Origin of the sequence: Rhodanobacter lycopersici, from assembly GCF_040812335.1 — a bacterium.
Classification (GTDB): Bacteria; Pseudomonadota; Gammaproteobacteria; order Xanthomonadales; family Rhodanobacteraceae; genus Rhodanobacter_A; species Rhodanobacter_A lycopersici.
In genome coordinates this window covers 99,777-116,846 of sequence record NZ_JBFOHK010000001.1, presented here as the reverse complement: position 1 = coordinate 116,846, position 17,070 = coordinate 99,777, and the positions used below count along the sequence as shown (strand labels likewise).

The window sequence follows — 17,070 nt, the reverse complement described above, 5'->3', positions numbered from 1 at the left end:
ATAACCCTGGCCTAGGCGTCTGTTGACGATGGGGCAGCAACAGAAAGAGAAGCAATCAGCTCCGGAAAATTCTGAAAGGGCTCGGTGACCAACAGCTGTCGTCTGGCCGCCTCGACACTCATGCCGCGGCGGCCAACCATGTCCTTGAAGAAGGTGTTGAGAAAACCCATGACTGCAGCCGATGGTTCGCCCGCAAATGATGTCTGCGGCGTCTCCTTGTTCTCGGCCGTATCGAGCCAGATGCGCTGGACAGGGACGGTCTCTTCAATCACGCGCAACATCGCCTGCACCAGCGGGCGATGTTCTACAGACAAATCGAGAACCGCACTGATTGCGGGATGACGCTCATCGATTTGATAGCGCATCCCGGACTTCGTGCGTTCCACACGCCACGCCTGCTCAAGCGGTGCCGTCCCCGGTCGCGAGACTGGCGCGCCCCGATAGGCGAAAACGCGGCGCGCGCGTTCGCGGGTGTCTTCGGCAAGGCGCATCAACCATGGACGGAGAGACACCGGTGGCCGGGCAGTGGCCTTGCGGATGTCGATCTTCCACTCGGCATCGGCCGCATTCGTGATGTCAAGCCGAATACGTGCAAGTCGATGGGATTCCTCGCGGTTCCACGTTCGCCCCTGTCCCAGCCCCAGCCACCCACCAGCGACGAGAAGCCGTTTGTTCCGATACACGTAGAAACCCTGCTGAGCCGTCCAGCCGTTCGGGCCAGCGCCACTATCAAACTCGCGTTGCGAAAGCCGATCCTTGTGTGGCAGGACATGGCACTCGACCTCGACTGGGCCGGCGCTCGTGCTGGTCTTCGCAATGGGGGATGCCCATGGCTTTGCAGGATGCCCCACCATAAACGGATCCCACGGCAACACCGGCTGGCCGTTGAGAAAAATCCGCAAATGAGGTTTCTGACCTTCAAGCAGGCGATGAAAGACCATGGCCAGATGGGCGTTGACGCGGTCAATCAGATCACTGAAGTCTGCGGACGTATAACCCGTCGTCACGATCCGATCGAGCTTTTCCCACAGCACCATCGTGCCAGAGCGCTGAGCAGCCAGCGGTGAGACAAACGCCTCAGATCCTGGCTGAGTGCCTTCAAACAGCGTCCACCCACCTGAAGGATTTGCCGCAAGGGCATCGAGATCCCACCGCAGACAGGCGTTGCCATCTTTGACCGTCGCGACGGTCAGCGAGCGGCAGTGGGAAAACGAGGCAGTCTTCAAACCCATGCCGAAGCGCCCCAGATCCAGCGGGTCCCGCACTTCCAGCGGGCTCTTCGCACCAAGCTGCATGGCGCGTTCCAGTTCGCCATCGGTCATGCCGAACCCGTTGTCGAGAATTGCCACCCGGCTGGCCATCCCCTCCCAGGAAAACTCAATCCGCACTTCGGTCGCCTCCGCCGAAATACTGTTATCCACAATATCCGCCAGCGCAGCTTCCACCGAGTAACCAAGACCACGCAGGGCTTCAATCATTGCGCCCGCCCGCGGCGGAAGATTGCGTGTGCCAGCTGTCTGGTTCATGCGTCTGACTCCGCCGGTTCAGACAGATTGCCTGGTTCGGAATCGATGAAAGTTCTCAAGGCAACCGATCGTGCTGGATGGCGAAGTTTTCTCAGCGCCTTGGTCTCGATCTGGCGAATCCGTTCACGCGTGACATCGAACTTTTTCCCCACTTCTTCCAGCGTGTGATCGGTGTCCATGTCGATCCCGAAGCGCATGCGCAGCACTTCGGCTTCGCGCGTCGTGAGCTCCGAAATCGCCGCATCCACCGACTTCTTGAGGTCACTTTCTCCGACGAGATCGACCGGAGAAGAGGTTTGCTTGTCTTCGATGGACCGACCCCATGGCGTAGGGTCATCTTCGCTTTCGGGTGTATCGAGTGAAATCGGTTCCGCCGCGATCTTCAGGACTTTGTGGATTCTTTCCTCGGCAACCTCCATTTCAGATGCAAGCTCAGCAGGAGTCGCTGCGCGACCGAGCTGTTGCTGCATCCGGCGCGAAACGGCGCCCAGCTTGTTGATCGTTTCAATCATGTGAACCGGGACGCGAATGGTGCGTGCCTGATCGGCGATCGCGCGCGTGATGGCCTGACGAATCCACCAGGTGGCATACGTCGAAAACTTGTAACCACGACGATGCTCAAACTTGTCGACCGCCTTCATGAGGCCGATGTTTCCTTCCTGAACCAGGTCCAGAAACTGGAGGCCACGATTGGTGTATTTCCTTGCGATCGACAGCACCAGCTTCAGGTTGGCTTCGATCATTTCCCTTTTTGAGCGGCGCGCACGTGCATAGCCGACATGGATCGCGCGGTTACAATCCCGGATGTCTGCCACCGGCAACAGAAGGTTGCGCTCAATGGCGGCCAAACCCTGCTGTTCTCTCTCGATGGCATCGCGAACAGCAAGAATGCCTGAAGCCCATGGCTGCCCACTTCGCGAGAGCTGACCTGCCCATGGAGTGTTGGCCTCATTCCCGGGGAATGCCCGAATGAAATCTGCTTTGGGCATTCCTGCGCAAGTGACGATGATTTCGGTGAGCGCGCGCATATGGCGCGGGATGTCAGCCACCAGTTCCCCAAACATTCGCACGAGAGTGCCAATCAACGCAGTCGGCAGCTTCAGTGTGCGGAACTCTTCGGCCATTCGTCCCCGAAGCCTGGAGACTTCCTCACTGGACAAATCATTCGAGGTTGATGCCATCTTCCTGAAAGCCTCGTAAGACTCGCGCAATAAGGCCATGCGGCGCGCAACCTCATTGGGATCGAGGCCAACAATCGTCTCCTCCTCATCGAGCAGGGTTTCATCCTCCATGCCAGCCAATGCAACGCCTTCATCACTGCGTGCAGCTTGATCAGCCCTGGATGCCTCAGCATCGATGGCCAAATCAACGTCGGAAAAACCTGCAAGAACTTCACTTAAACGGCGTTTTCCACTTAGGTGTTGCTCATACTCTTCCAGCAGAAACTCGACGACCTGGGGGAAACCAGCCAGTGACGCCTGCACCTGACCCAACCCGTCTTCGATCCGCTTAGCGAGGGCAACTTCGCCCTCGCGCGTCAGCAACTCAAACGAGGCCACATCGCGGAGATAGCGCTTTACGCAACGGTCGCCCGACGACGTTACTTCGTCGTAGAACGCAATCGCGTCCTCCAGATCTTCCTCTTCACTGTCATCTGCCTCGTTCTGAAGCGGCTCGGAACGCAGCACCTGCCTTTCATCCGTTGAGACGTTGATTTCACCGAGGACCAATCGGAGCCGTGCTTCGCTCTCCTCGTCCCGGTTACCTTCCGCGTCCTCAAAAAGCGCCTGTACGTCCAGATCGGGAATACTCCCTTCCCGAATGCCCTTAAGGATCAGACTCTGCAGTGGCCATCGATTCCCGCCATCAAGCACGCGTACCGGCCGAGCAGACTTCTCCGGCAAATAGACAGAAACATCGGACCAGTCGACCAGTTCGTCCAACGCCCTGTGATTTGTGATGGCAACATGCAGCTCCTTCGCTGCATTTGCCAGCGACTCGTCACCCTCGGGCGCAACGATTTCGTCTTCCTCCTCCCAACTGGCGCCCGGCTCCGCTTCGGGCAAATCCGTTGAAGAGCGGATTGTGGTGACCTCTTGCGAGGTTTCTGCGTCCAGTACGTCCAGCTCTGCGCTGACCTGGTCCACGAATGCGTCCGCCGCTTTTTTTCGCTCCCGAATGAACGCTTCAATGACCCCGAAAGCATCAAATGCCTTGGCCGCTCTGGCGAGGGCCAGGGCGTCAAGCCCGGAAGGATCGATCAGTTCGACTATTGCTCCCGAGTCCAGGAGCACCCGACAGGTCGACGCGCGGTTGTTTCGCGCGGCCAGCATCAGAGGCGTAAGTCCTGCCCCATCACGGGCATTCAGGTTGTCACCACGGGCGATGTGTAGCTGGACAGCAGTATCCACGCCAGCGGCAGCAGCCAGTTTGAGTAGCCGATTTAGAGGCAGCGCAGTACAGGAGGCAAGCGCACTCACACCCGGCCCTTCGAGCAGGCAAATTTCGGAATTTGTGTGCAAATCCCATGAAGAAACTTCAACCGCACCGGCATTCCGGCCCCCCCTGTTAACGCGATCCTTCAGCTTGGGATTATGCACTTCCTTATCTCACCGTTCGAGACGCCCCCTCAGCCCTGCAGGATTTGGACCACTTCCGCTCCAGAAGACACAGCGTTACCAGTGCCAGGCTTGCATCTGCTCCAGCTTTGATAAGGCAGGGGAAGCTACAGCCCTCGCCTGCCCTTCTGTGACCATTTCCGCCCAACTCCACGCACCGCAAGGGCATGGATCACGCTCGCGCAGCCCCCGCGAAACGGATGGCGGCGGCCTTCCTTTCTTAGGGTGACGCTTCGATCAACCAGTCTTGGGGTTGAAGGCAACTACCTTGCCACCCGCGCGCAGCGCATCCAGGTAGTCCGCCCATGCCTGCATCATGCGTTTGCGCTCATCCAAGTATTGCGCGGTATGGGTGTAAGCCTCGCGCACTTTGTTCGATTCCGAATGCGCCAGCTGTCGCTCGATCGCATCCGCGTTCCAGCCCATCTCGTTCAAGCGCGTTGCCGCGATGCTGCGAAACCCGTGTCCAGTCATCTCCTCGCCGGAATAGCCCAGACGACGCAGCGCCGCATTCACGGTGTTCTCGCTCATCGGCCGGCTGGCGGAGCGCAGACCTGGAAACACATAGCGACCCTCGCCGGTTAACGGATGAAGATCACGCAGAATCGTCAGAACCTGTTTGGAAAGCGGCACCAAATGAGCGGCATTCATCTTCATGCGCTCGGGTGGGATCCTCCACATGGCTCCGTCCAAGTCGATTTCGGCCCACTCCGCCTGCCTCAGCTCACCGGGACGCACAAACACCAGCGGCGCCAATTTCAGGGCAGCCAGCGTGACAGGCTGTCCGTTGAAACCCTCGATAGCGCGCAGCAATTCACCGACCTGAACGGGATCAGTAATGGCAGCGTGGTGCCGATTCTTCGGCGGCTTCAACGCGCCGCGCAAGCTGGTGGTCGGATCAGTTTTGACCTTGCCTTCCAGCACCGCATAGCGAAATATCTGCCCCGCCTTGATCTTGGCCCGTTTGGCCGTTTCCAGCTTGCCGCTTTCCTCGATCTTGCGCAGGGCGGCCAGCAACTCGCGCGGGGTGATCTCTGAGATAGGTCGGCTGCCGATCTCGGGGAACAGGAAGGTCTCCAAGATCCATCGGGTCTTGTTCGCCGTCACCTCGGCCACCTCTTGCCGCCCCATCCATTCGCGACCGACGGCTTCGAAGGTGTCGGCCGCCATCGCGATTACCTCCGCTCTCGCCTGCTTGGCTTCCTGGCGTGCTGCGCTGGGATCGACGCCCTGCACCAGCAGCTTGCGGGCTTCCTCACGTCCCTGCCTGGCACTGGCCAGGGACACCACCGGATACACACCCAGTGCAAATCGCTTCTCTCTGCCGGCTATCCGGTACTTGAGCCGCCAGTATTTCGCACCGGTCGGCATCACTTCCAGATACATGCCACCTCCATCCGACAACTTGTACGGCTTCTGGTGTGGGGCAGCTTTGCGAATGGCGGTATCGGTCAGGGCCATGGGGGCATCTCCAAAGTAGAGGCGACTATCTTTGGCTCATGTGCCCCTAAATATGCCCCCAATTTTCGTCGGATTCAATCGGACGCCATTGCACTGAGTCGGATGCTCAGGCACAAAAAAACCCGCCAAATAGCGGGTTTCGTTGTGTTTTTTGGACTCTATCGGACGTCCTCAAACAATGCATTGGTGCCCAAGAGGGGACTCGAACCCCTACGCCTTGCGGCGCTACCACCTCAAGGTAGTGCGTCTACCAATTCCGCCACCTGGGCAGGTGTGCTTGCTTTAGTGCTGCTTCTGCGGCGACGGCGCGGCCGGTACTTCGCCTTGCTGCTTGCTTGCCGCAGCAGGTGCCGCCGTGTTCGCTGCGGCCGGCGCGGCCGCAGGCACTTCCGGATTCACCGGCGTGGTCGCTGCCGGGGCCTGCTTGACAGGCGCCGGCTGGTTGCTCATCCCGGCCATCACGCCGAGATCGGCGCCGCTGTTCTGCTGCGTGCCGTGGCTGTGCAGATACACGCCCATGCCAAGACTCAACGCGAAGAACAGCGCGGCCAGCACGCCGGTGGCACGGGTCAGGAAGTTGGCCGAACCACGCGCGCCGAACACCGTGGCCGAGGCACCGCCGCCGAAACCGGAACCGGCGCTGGCGCCTTCCCCGTTCTGCAGCAGGATCAGCACGGTCATGGCCGCGGCAATCAGGATGTAAAACACGCTGAAAATGACGAACATCAATCGAGCCCGTGGCGACTAACGCGCCGCTGCACAGATTCCAAGGAAATCGGAAGCGGTCAACGAGGCTCCACCAATCAGCCCCCCGTCCACATCCGACTGCGCGAACAACTCGGCGGCATTGGCCGCCTTGACACTGCCGCCATAAAGCAGCCGAGTCAGACGGGCAATCATAACATCTTCCTTCTGAAGTTGGCTACGGATGAACGCGTGCACCTGCTGCGCCTGCCCGGGTGTCGCAGTGCGGCCGGTGCCGATCGCCCATACCGGCTCATAGGCGATCACGGCCGTGTCGAACGCGGCGATGCCGCCATCGGCGAGCACGGCTTGCAGCTGGCGTGCGATCACCGTCTCGGTTTCACCGCTTTCGCGCTGCGCCAGGGTCTCGCCCACGCAGAGGATGGGCGTGAGGCCGCCGGCACGCGCCGCGTTGAACTTGCGCGCCACCAGCTCGTTGCTTTCGCCGTGGTACTGGCGTCGCTCGGAATGACCCACGATCACCCACTGCGCGCCGCAATCAGCCAGCATCGCAGCGGACACTTCGCCGGTGTACGCGCCCTGCCCTTCGTGCTCACTGAGATCCTGGGCGCCCACGCCGATGTCGGCATCGGCGCAGGCCGCGGCCACGGCGCTCAGATAGGGAAACGGCGGACAGACCACCACGTCGATGCCACCCGGGCCGGCGGCGGCGACCTCGCCGCACAGGGCGGCAGCCATCGAGCGGCTGCCGTGCATCTTCCAGTTCGCCGCGACGAGCTTCTTGCGCATGTTCGACGTCATTCCATTCGTACAAAACCGAGATTTTACAGGACGATAGCAAGACTGGTATTGCTGCAGCGCAACGTTCAAGATGCAGGGATATTCCCAGGAGAAACGCATGGCGCCTGCCCGCCCCCTCAGCCTCGTCACCGGCGCCTCTGCCGGCATTGGCGCCTCCTTCGCGCGGGCACTGGCAGCGCGCGGCCACGACCTGGCGCTGACTGCGCGTCGACGGGAGCGGCTGGAGAGCTTGGCCGTGGAGCTGCACCAGCAGCATGGTTGCACGGTGACTGTGCTGGCGGCCGATCTCGCCGATCCCGCCGCGCCAAAGGCCCTGTGCGAGGAACTGGCGCAGCGCGGGCTTGCAGTGGACTGGCTGATCAACAACGCCGGCTACGGTGTGCCAGGCAGCTTCGCGGCGAGCGACTGGCGCACGCACGCGGACTTCCTGCAGGTGCTGCTGAATGCTCCCGTCGAACTGGCCTGGCGCCTGCTGCCCGGCATGCATGAGCGCGGCTATGGCCGCATCGTCAACGTGGCCTCGCTGGCCGGCCATGTGCCGGGTACCGCGGGACACACGCTGTATGCGCCTGCCAAGGTCTTCCTGATCAAGTTCTCGCAGGGGCTGGCACTCGAAAGCCGCGAGCGCGGCGTGCACGTGTGTGCGTTGTGCCCCGGCTTCACGTATTCCGAATTCCACGACGTCACCGGCACCCGCACGCTGATGAACAAGCTGCCCGGCTTCATGTGGCAGAACGCCGGCGAGGTGGTGGCCGAGGGCATCGCCGCGGTGGAGCGCGGCGATGCCGTGCATGTCACCGGTCGCGTGAACCGCCTCATCAAGGGCATGTTCAAGCTGATGCCGGACCGGCTGGCGTTCCGCCTGTCGGCGCGGCAGGGACGACGCTACCGCCAGGCGGATTGACGAAAGCCCTCCCCCAAACCGTGCTGGGGGAGAGGGAACAAACCGTCAGATCAGCTTGATCTCGCGCAGGCGCTGCTGCAGGTACTCGTGCGAGGTGATCGACGTGTCGTAGCGCTTCGGGTTGTCCGGCGTCACGCACTGCGGCAGCGGGTCGAGCACCACGTCCGGGTTCGGGTGCAGGAAGAACGGCACCGAGTAGCGCGGCTTGCGCGCGTTCGCGTTCCGCGGATTCACCACGCGATGGGTGGTGGACGGATACACGTGGTTGCTCAGGCGCTGCAGCATGTCGCCGATGTTCACCACGATGGCATCGCCCTCGGTGGTGATCGGCAGCCACTCGCCCTCGCGCGTCAGCACTTCCAGCCCTTCCGCGCTCGCCCCCACCAGCAGGGTGATGAAGTTGATGTCCTCGTGCGCGCCGGCGCGCACGTTCGGGATGTTCTCTTCGGTGATCGGCGGGTAATGGATCGGCCGCAGGATGGAGTTGCCCTGGTCGGTCTTGTCCTCGAAGTAGTGCTCGGGCAGGTCGATGTGCAGGGCCAGCGCGCGCAGCACGCGGGTGCCCAGCTGGTCCAGCGCCTCGTACAGGCCGTAGCCGTACGGGTGGAACTCCGGCACCTCCGCCGGCCACAGGTTGGGCGCCATCACGTCGGCGAACTTCGAGTTCCGCGCGAGCTCGCGGCCGACATGCCAGAACTCCTTGAGGTCAGGATGCTTGCTGTCCTTCGCCGTTTCCACCTTGAACGGGGTGTAGCCGCGCGCGCCGCCGCTGCCCGGCACGTGGTACTTCATCTTGGTTTCGGCGGGCAGCGCGAAGAAGCGGCGGAAGGCGTCGTAGGCACCGTCGACCAGCTCGCGCGGAATGCCGTGGCCGCTGATGCAGCAGAAGCCGAATTCGCGGTAGGCCGCACCCAGCTCGGCAACGAAGGCGTCGCGGTCGGTGTCGTAGCGGCGGATGTCAAGAGTGGGAACGTTCTTCATGGGTTCAAGTCCGGTCGGTTGCGCGGTCGATTTGTGTACCGCCACCGCAGGGACGGTTCACGTCGGGCCATTCCTTGGCGACCGGATCCGGGTTGACCTGAGGCAGGCGCGGCGCGCCTGCTGGTTCACGAGCGTTCTGCGGAGGATTTTACGACGTCGGCCAGGCTTTGCGCCAACTGCTGCACTTCGGTCGCGTCGGCGCCCTCCACGGTGACCCGCACCAGCGGCTCGGTGCCGGAAGGGCGCAGCACCACGCGGCCACGGCCGCGCAGGGTCTGTTCCGTGGCAGCCAGTGCCTGCCGCACGGCGTCGCTGTCGAGCGCCTCGCGCGCACCGTCGGCGCGCACGTTGATCATCACCTGCGGCAGCTTGTCCAGCCCCTGCCGCGCCGTGGCGAAATCCTCGCCGGCCAGCGCCTCCAGCACGGCCAGCGCGGAGACGATGCCGTCGCCGGTGGTGGCGCGATCCAGGCACAGGATGTGGCCGGAAGTCTCGCCCCCCAGCACGCCGCCGCGCTCCTTGAGCTGCTGCAGCACGTAGCGGTCGCCCACCTTGGCGCGCACCAGCTCGATGCCGAGCTTTTCCAGCGCCAGCTGCAGGCCGTAGTTGCTCATCAGGGTGCCGACCAGTGGCCCGTGCAGCAGGCCGCGCGCCTGCCAGGCGCGGGCGATCACGTAGAGCAGGTCGTCGCCGTCGGCGAGCACGCCGTGGCGGTCCACCAGCTGCACGCGGTCGCCGTCGCCGTCGAAGGCGATGCCGAGGTCCGCCCCCTGCTCCAGCACCGCACGTTGCAATGCCTGCGGATGGGTGGAACCCACGTCGCGGTTGATGTTGAAACCGTCCGGCCTGTCGCCGATCGCCATCACCTCGGCTCCCAGCTCGGCGAAGACCTTGGGCGCGACCTGGTAGGTGGCGCCGTTCGCGCAGTCCAGCACGATCTTCAGGCCGTTGAGGTTGAAGTCCTCGGCCACCGTGCTCTTGCAGAACTCCGCGTAGCGGGTCACCGCGTCGTCGATGCGGCGGGCCTTGCCCAACTGCTCGGAAGGCACCGTGATGAAGGGCGCGTCGATCTCCGCCTCGATGGCCTGCTCCATCGCGTCACTGAGCTTCTCGCCCTGCGCGGAGAAGAACTTGATGCCGTTGTCATGGTGCGGATTGTGCGAGGCGCTGATCACGATGCCGGCTTCGGCGCGCAGCGAACGGGTGAGGAAGGCCACGGCCGGTGTCGGCATCGGCCCCAGCATGCGCACGTCCACGCCGGCGGAAACCAGGCCGGCTTCCAGCGCGGCCTCGAACATGTAGCCGGAAACGCGGGTGTCCTTGCCGATCAGCACGCCGCGCCGCGCCCCGCCTTGCCGCCGGAGCACCGCGCCGAGCGCGCGACCGAGGCGCAGCATGAATTCGGCGTTGATCGGCCATTCGCCCACCCTGCCACGGATGCCGTCGGTACCGAAATACTTGCATTGACTCATGGATACCTTCCCGAAAGGATTCCCTGTCCCGGCGACGACGCTTCAGTGCACCGCCGTCCTGTCGCTTCTCTCTGTTCCGGCTAGTCGTCGTCCGGCCAGCGCGGCGCCTTCGGCTTCGGATTGCGGCGCGGCGCCTCGTCGCCCGCGTGCACGCCCTGCCACACTGCCAGCGCATCCACGGTCGCAGCCACGTCGTGCACGCGCACCATGCGCGCGCCCCGCTGAACTGCGATCAACGCGGCGGCGACGGAGCCCGCAGCGCGCCCGGCCGGCGCCTGGCGACCGGTCAGCGTGCCGATCATCGACTTGCGCGACAAACCCGCGTACACGCCGTTGCCCAGGTCCGCGAAGCGCTCCAGCGCGCGCAGCAAAGCAAGATTGTGTTCGAGGTTTTTGCCGAAGCCGAAACCCGGGTCGACCATCACCTTGCGTTTGTCGATGCCCGCCAGCTCGCAGGCGAACAGGCGGTCGGCGAGGAAGCGGTGCACCTCGCCCACCACGTCGTCGTAATGCGGCTCGTCCTGCATGCTGCGCGGTTCACCCTGCATGTGCATCAGGCACACCGGCACGCCCAGTTCGGCGACAGCTTCCAGCGCGCCCTCGCGGCGCAGCGCATACACGTCGTTGATCATGCCGGCGCCCGCGGCCACCGCGGCACGCATCACCTCGGGCTTGGAGGTATCGACGGCGATCGGCAGCACCGTGCGCGCGACCAGTTGCTCGATCACCGGGATCACCCGGCGAAGCTCCTCCTCCACCGGCACCTCGGCCGCCCCCGGGCGGGTGGATTCGCCGCCCACGTCGAGCATATCGGCACCCTGTTCCGCCAGCGCGAACCCGTGCGCCACGGCCGCTTCCGTGGTGGCATGCTCGCCGCCGTCGGAGAACGAGTCGGGAGTGACGTTGATGATGCCGGCCACGCGCGGGCGGTCCAGCACCAGTCGTCGACCAGCACAGTCGAGCACGGGCGCGAACATGGCGTCGAGCGCATTCATGCCAGGTCGTGCCCGCCCAGCGCACCCATGTAGCGGCGGTAGTAGCGCAACTCCTCGATGGAGTCGCGGATGTCCGACAGCGCGGTGTGCGCGGACTCCTTGCCGAAACCCTTGCCGACTGCCGGCGCCCAGCGTCGTGCCAGCTCCTTCAGCGTGGACACGTCGAGGTTGCGGTAGTGGAAGAAGCGCTCCAGCCGCGGCATCTGCCGGTGCAGGAAACGGCGATCCTGGCAGATCGAGTTGCCGCACATCGGCGACTTGCCCGCCGGCACCCAGTCGCGCAGGAAGTCCAGCGTGGCCTGTTCGGCGACCGCATGGTCGGCGGTGGCATCGAGCACCTGCTGCCACAGGCCGGACCTGCCGTGCTGGTTGCGGTTCCAGGCGTCCATCGCCTCCAGCCGGTCCAGCTCGTGGCGGATCGCGAACACCGGCCCCTCGGCCAACACGTTGAGTTCCTTGTCGGTGACGATGGTGGCGATCTCCAGGATCGAATCGGCATCCGTGTCGAGGCCGGTCATCTCCAGATCGATCCAGATCAGGTTGTCGTCGTTGGCTTGGCTCATGCGCCCTCCTGGGCGCGCAGTCTATCAGCACGCCATGCGATCATCGGCCCATGCAGACTTTCTTCTGGCACGACTACGAGACCTTCGGCGCCGACACCCGGCGCGACCGTCCGGTGCAGTTTGCCGGCATCCGCACCACGATGGACCTGGAAATCGTCGGCGAGCCGGTGATGTTCTTCGGCCAGCCGCCGCGCGACAGCCTGCCCCAGCCCGAGGCCTGCCTGATCACCGGCATCACGCCGCAGCAGGCCGTACGCGAAGGCGTCGGCGAGGCCGAGTTCGCCGCCCGCGTGCACGAGCAGCTCGCCGCGCCGGGCACCTGCGGCGTGGGCTACAACTCGCTGCGCTTCGACGACGAGGTAACGCGGCAGCTGCTCTACCGCAACTTCTTCGAGCCCTATGGCCGCGAGTGGGAGAACGGCAACTCGCGCTGGGACCTGATCGACCTCGCGCGCATGTGCGAGGCGCTGCGGCCCGAGGGCATCGTCTGGCCGACCCGCGAGGACGGCACGCCCAGCTTCAAGCTCGAGCACCTTGCCGCCGCCAACCACCTGCAGCAGGAACGCGCGCACGACGCGCTGTCCGACGTGCACGCGCTGATCGACCTGGCCCGGCTGATCCGCGTGCGCCAACCCAAGCTGTGGGATTGGTTCTACGCACTGCGCCGCAAGCAGCGCGTGTTCGAGCTGCTCGACGTGGCCGGCATGACGCCGCTGGTGCACGTGTCCTCGCGCTACCCGTCCAGCCGGCACTGCCTCGCGCTGATCGCGCCGCTGGCGCTGCACCCCAGCCGGCCCGGCGAGGTGATCGTCTGCGACCTCATCGACGATCCGGCCGAGTGGCTGCAGCTCGACGAGGACGAGATCGCCGACCGCGTGTTCACCGCGCGTGCCGACCTGCCGGAGGGTGTCGAGCGCATCCCGCTGCGCACCGTGCGCGCGAACCGCGCCCCGGCACTGGCGCCGCTCTCCGCGCTGAAAGGCGTGGACCTGGCGCGCCTGCAACTCGATCCCGGACGCTGCCTCGCCCATCGCGATGCGCTGGCCGCCGTCGACGGACTGGCGGCCAGGGTCGCCCGCGTGTTCGCCCGCGCCGCCGAACTGCCGCCTGCGGAAGATCCCGAACTGGCGCTGTACGGCGGCTTCCTGCCCGACGCCGACAAGCGCCTCCTGCGCGAGGTGCGCGCCACGCCGCCGGAACAGCTGGCCACGCGCGCCTTCCCGTTCCGCGATCCGCGCTATGCGGAGCTGCTGTTCCGCTACCGCGCCCGCAACTGGCCGGAAACCCTGGACGCCGACGAACGCGAACGCTGGGAAAGCTTCCGCCGCCGGCGCCTCACCCGCGAGACGCCGCTGACCACGCTCACCCTTGACGACTACTTCGCCATGCTCGCCGCCCTGCGCGCCGATCCCGCACGGCAGGACAAGCTGCCCCTGCTGGACCGGTTGCAGGCCTGGGGCGAGCAGCTGGCCGCCGAACTGACCTGACCGAGCCCCCATGCCCCACGCCTACTTCAGCCCCGCCACGTTCAAGTTCCTGCGCGCGCTCGACCGCAACAACAGCCGCGAGTGGTTCCAGGCCCACAAGAGCGACTACGAGCGCCACGTTCGCGAGCCGTTCCTGCAACTCATCACCGACCTGCAGGCGCCGCTGGCGAAGATCAGCCCGCACTATCGCGCCGACCCGCGCAAGAACGGCGGCTCGCTGTTCCGGATCTTCCGCGACACCCGCTTCTCCAACAACAAGCTGCCGTACAAGCCCTGGCAGGGCGCGCGCCTCTTCCACGAGCGCCGCCACGAAATCCCGGCGCCCTCGTTCTACATGCACATCCAGCCCGGCGACTGCTTCGCCGGCGGCGGCATGTGGCATCCCGAGCCCGATGCGCTGAAGAAGATCCGCGCCTTCCTCGCCGACAACCCCGCCACCTGGAAGAAGGCCACGCAAAGCCCCGCCTTCCGCGAGCACCTGCAATTCTGGGGCGAGTCGCTGAAGCGCCCGCCGCACGGCTACGACCCCGGCCACGAGTTGATCGAGGACCTGAAGCGCAAGGACTTCGCCTGCGGCGAAGCCTTCGACGAGGCGCTGGCCTGCTCCACCGAGCTGCTGCCGTGGACAGTGGCCTGCTTCAAGCGCGTGGCGCCGATGGTGGACTACCTCTGCGCCACGCAAGAGCTGGAGTTCTGAAGCCCCGGCCTCGATCCTCAGGCAGGCTCAGGAACGACCGGTTCTCGCGGCCAGCAACCACGCGCTCACGCCCACGCTTACCAGCGCCGTGATCGTCACGTACTGCGCCGGCGCCATGCGCCCGGCGTGCACGGCGAGCCAGCCGATCATCGCGGCGGTACTGGCGCCGAACACGGCGTAGGCCACGTTGTACGAGAACGACAGGCCTGAGAATCGCACTGGCGGCGGGAACGCCTGCACCATCACCACCGGCACCACGCCGACCACGCCCACCAGCAGGCCGGCCAGCGCGTACAGCGGCAGGAAATGCGCACCGCCCGCGGCGAGGTCCGCGAACAGTGTCCAGGTTCCGGCGATCAACAGCAGCGAACCGGCGAGCAAGGTCTGCAGCGAGCCAAGGCGGTCGGCTAGCCAGCCGTAGAGCATGCAGCCCACGGTGAGTCCGCAGGCGGCCAGCGCATTGCCGAGGAAGGCCAGCCGCGAGGGAATGCCGAAGCTCTTCGGCGCCAGCGACGGCAGCAGCAGGATCAGCACCACCACGGCGGCGGTGAGCATCCAGGTCACCAGCATCGATACCGCGACGCCGCGGCGGTGTGATGCCAGCACCACGCGCAGCGGCAGTTCGCGGCTGAGCTGCCGGCGCTCGCGCATTTCGGCGAATACCGGCGTCTCGCTGAGCCAGCGGCGCAGCCACACCGCCACGAAGCCGAACACCCCGCCGAGCAGGAACGGCAGCCGCCAGCCCCAGTCCAGCAGTTGCGCCGCGCCCAGCCGCGCATTGAGCCACGCGGCCAGCAGCGAACCGATCAGGATGCCCACGGTCAGTCCCGCGGTGAGGCTGCCGCAGGCGAAGCCCACCCGGCCGGCCGGCACGTGCTCGGCCACGAACACCCAGGCGCCCGGCACCTCGCCGCCCACCGCGATGCCCTGCACGATGCGCAGCAGCAGCAACAGCAGCGGCGCCAGCATGCCGACCTGGGCGTAGGTGGGCAGCAGGCCGATCGCCAGCGTGGGCAGCGCCATCAGGAACACGCTGAGCGCGAACATGCGCTTGCGCCCGGAACGGTCGCCGAAATGCGCCATCACGATGCCGCCCAGCGGACGTGCCAGGTAGCCGGCGGCGAAGATGCCGTAGACCTTGATCTGGGCCAGCCAGGGCGTCGTGCCCTGCGGAAAGAACAGCTCGCTCAATGGCATCGCGAGGAACACGAACACCACGAAGTCGTAGAACTCCAGCGCGCCACCCAGCGCGGACAGCAGCAGGGTGCGCGCATCGCGGCGGTCCAGCCGGCGCGCTGCCGCGTCTGTCACATCCGGTGTCGACAATGTCGTGGCTTCGCTCATGAGGGGAACCGCGGCCCGATGCAGAAAGGATTCGGCAACATAGCTCAGAGCCTGTTCGATGTCTCCGCATGACCCGCGTTGCGGAGACATCGAACAGGCTCCCAGCACACGACACTACGCGATGCCGCCCGCATCCCCTATGCTCGCCCGGTCCGGCAGGATGCCGGGCCACAGGGCGAGCCGGTCAGCCTGCGCGCGACCCGCCCGGCGCCGTTTTCAGGGGAGAGGAAACGTCGTTCGACCCTGGCCTCCGGCCAGTCATCCGGCATGCGTCGCACGCGGCGACGCTCGTGTCCAATCACGCAATCGAGAAGGAGTTTTCGATGAACCTGGGCAAACGCATGGCCGCCGAATTCTTCGGCACGTTCTGGCTGGTACTGGGAGGCTGCGGCAGCGCGGTATTGGCTGCGCACGTCGCCGGTGCAGACGGTTATCCATTCGGCATCGGGTATGCCGGCGTGGCGCTGGCCTTCGGCCTCACCCTGCTCACGATGTGCTACGCCATCGGCCACATCTCCGGCTGCCACATCAACCCGGCGGTGACCTGCGGCCTCGCCGCCGGCGGCCGCTTTCCGGTGAAGGAAGTGATCCCGTACATCATCGCGCAGGTGATCGGCGGCCTCGTGGCCGGCGCGGTGCTGTACGTGATCGCCTCGGGCAAGACGGGCTTCGACCCCGTCGGCGGCGGCTTCGCCTCGAACGGCTTCGGCGCGCATTCGCCGGGCGGCTATTCGATGGGTGCCGCGGCGGTATGCGAGATCGTGATGACCGGCTTCTTCATCTTCATCATCATGGGCGCCACCCACAAGAGCGCGCCGGTGGGCTTCGCCGGCATCGCGATCGGCCTCGCGCTGACCCTGATCCACCTGATCAGCATCCCGGTCACCAACACCTCGGTGAACCCGGCGCGCTCGACCGGCGTGGCCCTGTTCCAGGGCGGCTGGGCGGTGGAGCAGCTGTGGTTCTTCTGGGTGATGCCGATCATCGGCGGCATCATCGGCGGCCTGATCTACCGCTACCTGTGGAGCGACCGCCCCGCCCTGCCCGATATCAAGGGCGACCAGGTCTGAGCGAAGCATGCGCGCCACGCGGCCTCCGGGCCGCGTGGCGCGATCATGGCCTGGCTACGCTTCGTAAAGCTCGATCGGCAATCCGTCCGGGTCTGCAAAAAAGACGAAGCGCCTGCCGGTGTATTCGTCCACCCGCGCCGCTTCGCAGGCCACGCCGCGCGCAGTCAACTCCGCCACGGCGGCGTCCACGTCCGCCACCGCGAATGCGAGGTGGCGCAGTCCCTGCGCCTCCGGCCAGGAAGGGCGCGGCGGCGCATCGGGAAAGGAGAACAGCTCCAGTTGCACGCCGGGGCCGACTTCCAGGTCGCACTTCCAGGAATCGCGCGCCTCGCGGTAGACCTCGCGCACGATGCGCAGCCCCAGCGTCCCACCGTAGAACGCCTTCGAACGCGGATAGTCCGAGCAGATCAGGGCGACGTGATGGATGCCGCGCAGCAGGGGCTCCG

Annotated in this window: 15 protein-coding genes and 1 tRNA gene; 4 read left to right on the top strand and 12 right to left on the bottom strand. The window is 65.2% G+C overall.

Annotated elements, in window-relative coordinates; genetic code table 11:
• Positions 1-11 precede the first annotated feature (11 nt).
• From ABQJ54_RS00565 to tpiA, 6 genes are all read right to left on the bottom strand, one after another.
• Positions 12-1,526: an ATP-binding protein gene (locus ABQJ54_RS00565; protein WP_367852334.1), complete on the bottom strand. Its 1,515-nt coding sequence runs from the start codon at positions 1,524-1,526 to the stop codon at positions 12-14.
• Entirely contained in the window at positions 1,523-4,126 is a 2,604-nt protein-coding gene (gene rpoD / locus ABQJ54_RS00560; RefSeq protein WP_367852333.1) for an RNA polymerase sigma factor RpoD, read from the bottom strand. Before rpoD ends, ABQJ54_RS00565 begins: the two co-directional genes overlap by 4 nt.
• 255 nt (positions 4,127-4,381) lie before the next feature.
• Complete coding sequence (locus ABQJ54_RS00555; RefSeq protein WP_367852331.1) at positions 4,382-5,605, bottom strand: tyrosine-type recombinase/integrase; 1,224 nt, start codon at positions 5,603-5,605, stop codon at positions 4,382-4,384.
• A 184-nt stretch (positions 5,606-5,789) separates the two neighbouring features.
• Positions 5,790-5,874, bottom strand: a tRNA-Leu gene (locus ABQJ54_RS00550).
• A gap of 13 nt (positions 5,875-5,887) precedes the next feature.
• Complete coding sequence (gene secG, locus ABQJ54_RS00545; RefSeq protein ID WP_367852330.1) at positions 5,888-6,331, bottom strand: preprotein translocase subunit SecG; 444 nt, start codon at positions 6,329-6,331, stop codon at positions 5,888-5,890.
• A gap of 18 nt (positions 6,332-6,349) precedes the next feature.
• Positions 6,350-7,099: a triose-phosphate isomerase gene (gene tpiA, locus ABQJ54_RS00540; RefSeq protein WP_367852329.1), complete on the bottom strand. Its 750-nt coding sequence runs from the start codon at positions 7,097-7,099 to the stop codon at positions 6,350-6,352.
• A gap of 109 nt (positions 7,100-7,208) precedes the next feature.
• On the opposite strand from tpiA, the gene ABQJ54_RS00535 reads away from it, so the two are divergent.
• Positions 7,209-8,015 carry an SDR family NAD(P)-dependent oxidoreductase gene (locus ABQJ54_RS00535; RefSeq protein WP_367852328.1) on the top strand — a complete coding sequence of 269 codons (807 nt, stop codon included), beginning with the start codon at positions 7,209-7,211 and terminating at the stop codon, positions 8,013-8,015.
• Positions 8,016-8,060: 45 nt separating this feature from the next.
• On the opposite strand, the gene ABQJ54_RS00530 is transcribed toward ABQJ54_RS00535, so the two are convergent.
• From ABQJ54_RS00530 to orn, 4 genes are all read right to left on the bottom strand, one after another.
• Positions 8,061-8,996, bottom strand: a complete 936-nt coding sequence (locus ABQJ54_RS00530; RefSeq protein WP_367852327.1) for an isopenicillin N synthase family dioxygenase — start codon at positions 8,994-8,996, stop codon at positions 8,061-8,063.
• A gap of 125 nt (positions 8,997-9,121) precedes the next feature.
• Positions 9,122-10,468 (bottom strand): phosphoglucosamine mutase, encoded by a 1,347-nt coding sequence (gene glmM / locus ABQJ54_RS00525; protein WP_367852326.1) that lies wholly within the window; start codon positions 10,466-10,468, stop codon positions 9,122-9,124.
• A gap of 80 nt (positions 10,469-10,548) precedes the next feature.
• Positions 10,549-11,463 (bottom strand): dihydropteroate synthase, encoded by a 915-nt coding sequence (gene folP, locus ABQJ54_RS00520; RefSeq protein WP_367852325.1) that lies wholly within the window; start codon positions 11,461-11,463, stop codon positions 10,549-10,551.
• The gene (orn, locus tag ABQJ54_RS00515) at positions 11,460-12,026 is read right to left on the bottom strand and encodes an oligoribonuclease (protein WP_367852324.1); all 567 of its coding nucleotides are present in this window, start codon (positions 12,024-12,026) and stop codon (positions 11,460-11,462) included. Before orn ends, folP begins: the two co-directional genes overlap by 4 nt.
• 50 nt (positions 12,027-12,076) lie before the next feature.
• Here orn and sbcB point away from each other — a divergent pair, with 50 nt between their 5' ends.
• Both sbcB and ABQJ54_RS00505 read left to right on the top strand, forming a co-directional pair.
• Positions 12,077-13,513, top strand: coding sequence for an exodeoxyribonuclease I (sbcB, locus tag ABQJ54_RS00510; protein ID WP_367852323.1), 1,437 nt, complete (start codon positions 12,077-12,079; stop codon positions 13,511-13,513).
• Positions 13,514-13,523: 10 nt separating this feature from the next.
• Entirely contained in the window at positions 13,524-14,210 is a 687-nt protein-coding gene (locus tag ABQJ54_RS00505) for a DUF2461 domain-containing protein (protein WP_367852322.1), read from the top strand.
• Between the two features lie 27 nt (positions 14,211-14,237).
• Here the strand turns inward: ABQJ54_RS00505 and ABQJ54_RS00500 are convergent, their stop codons facing one another.
• Positions 14,238-15,554, bottom strand: a complete 1,317-nt coding sequence (locus ABQJ54_RS00500) for an MFS transporter (protein WP_367852321.1) — start codon at positions 15,552-15,554, stop codon at positions 14,238-14,240.
• Between the two features lie 323 nt (positions 15,555-15,877).
• Between ABQJ54_RS00500 and aqpZ the strand changes: the two genes are divergently transcribed.
• Positions 15,878-16,624, top strand: coding sequence for an aquaporin Z (gene aqpZ, locus ABQJ54_RS00495; protein ID WP_367852320.1), 747 nt, complete (start codon positions 15,878-15,880; stop codon positions 16,622-16,624).
• A 54-nt stretch (positions 16,625-16,678) separates the two neighbouring features.
• Here aqpZ and gloA2 read toward each other — a convergent pair whose 3' ends face one another.
• A complete protein-coding gene (gene gloA2 / locus ABQJ54_RS00490) occupies positions 16,679-17,062 on the bottom strand; it encodes an SMU1112c/YaeR family gloxylase I-like metalloprotein (protein ID WP_367853538.1) in 384 nt (127 codons plus the stop codon).
• Positions 17,063-17,070 lie beyond the last annotated feature (8 nt).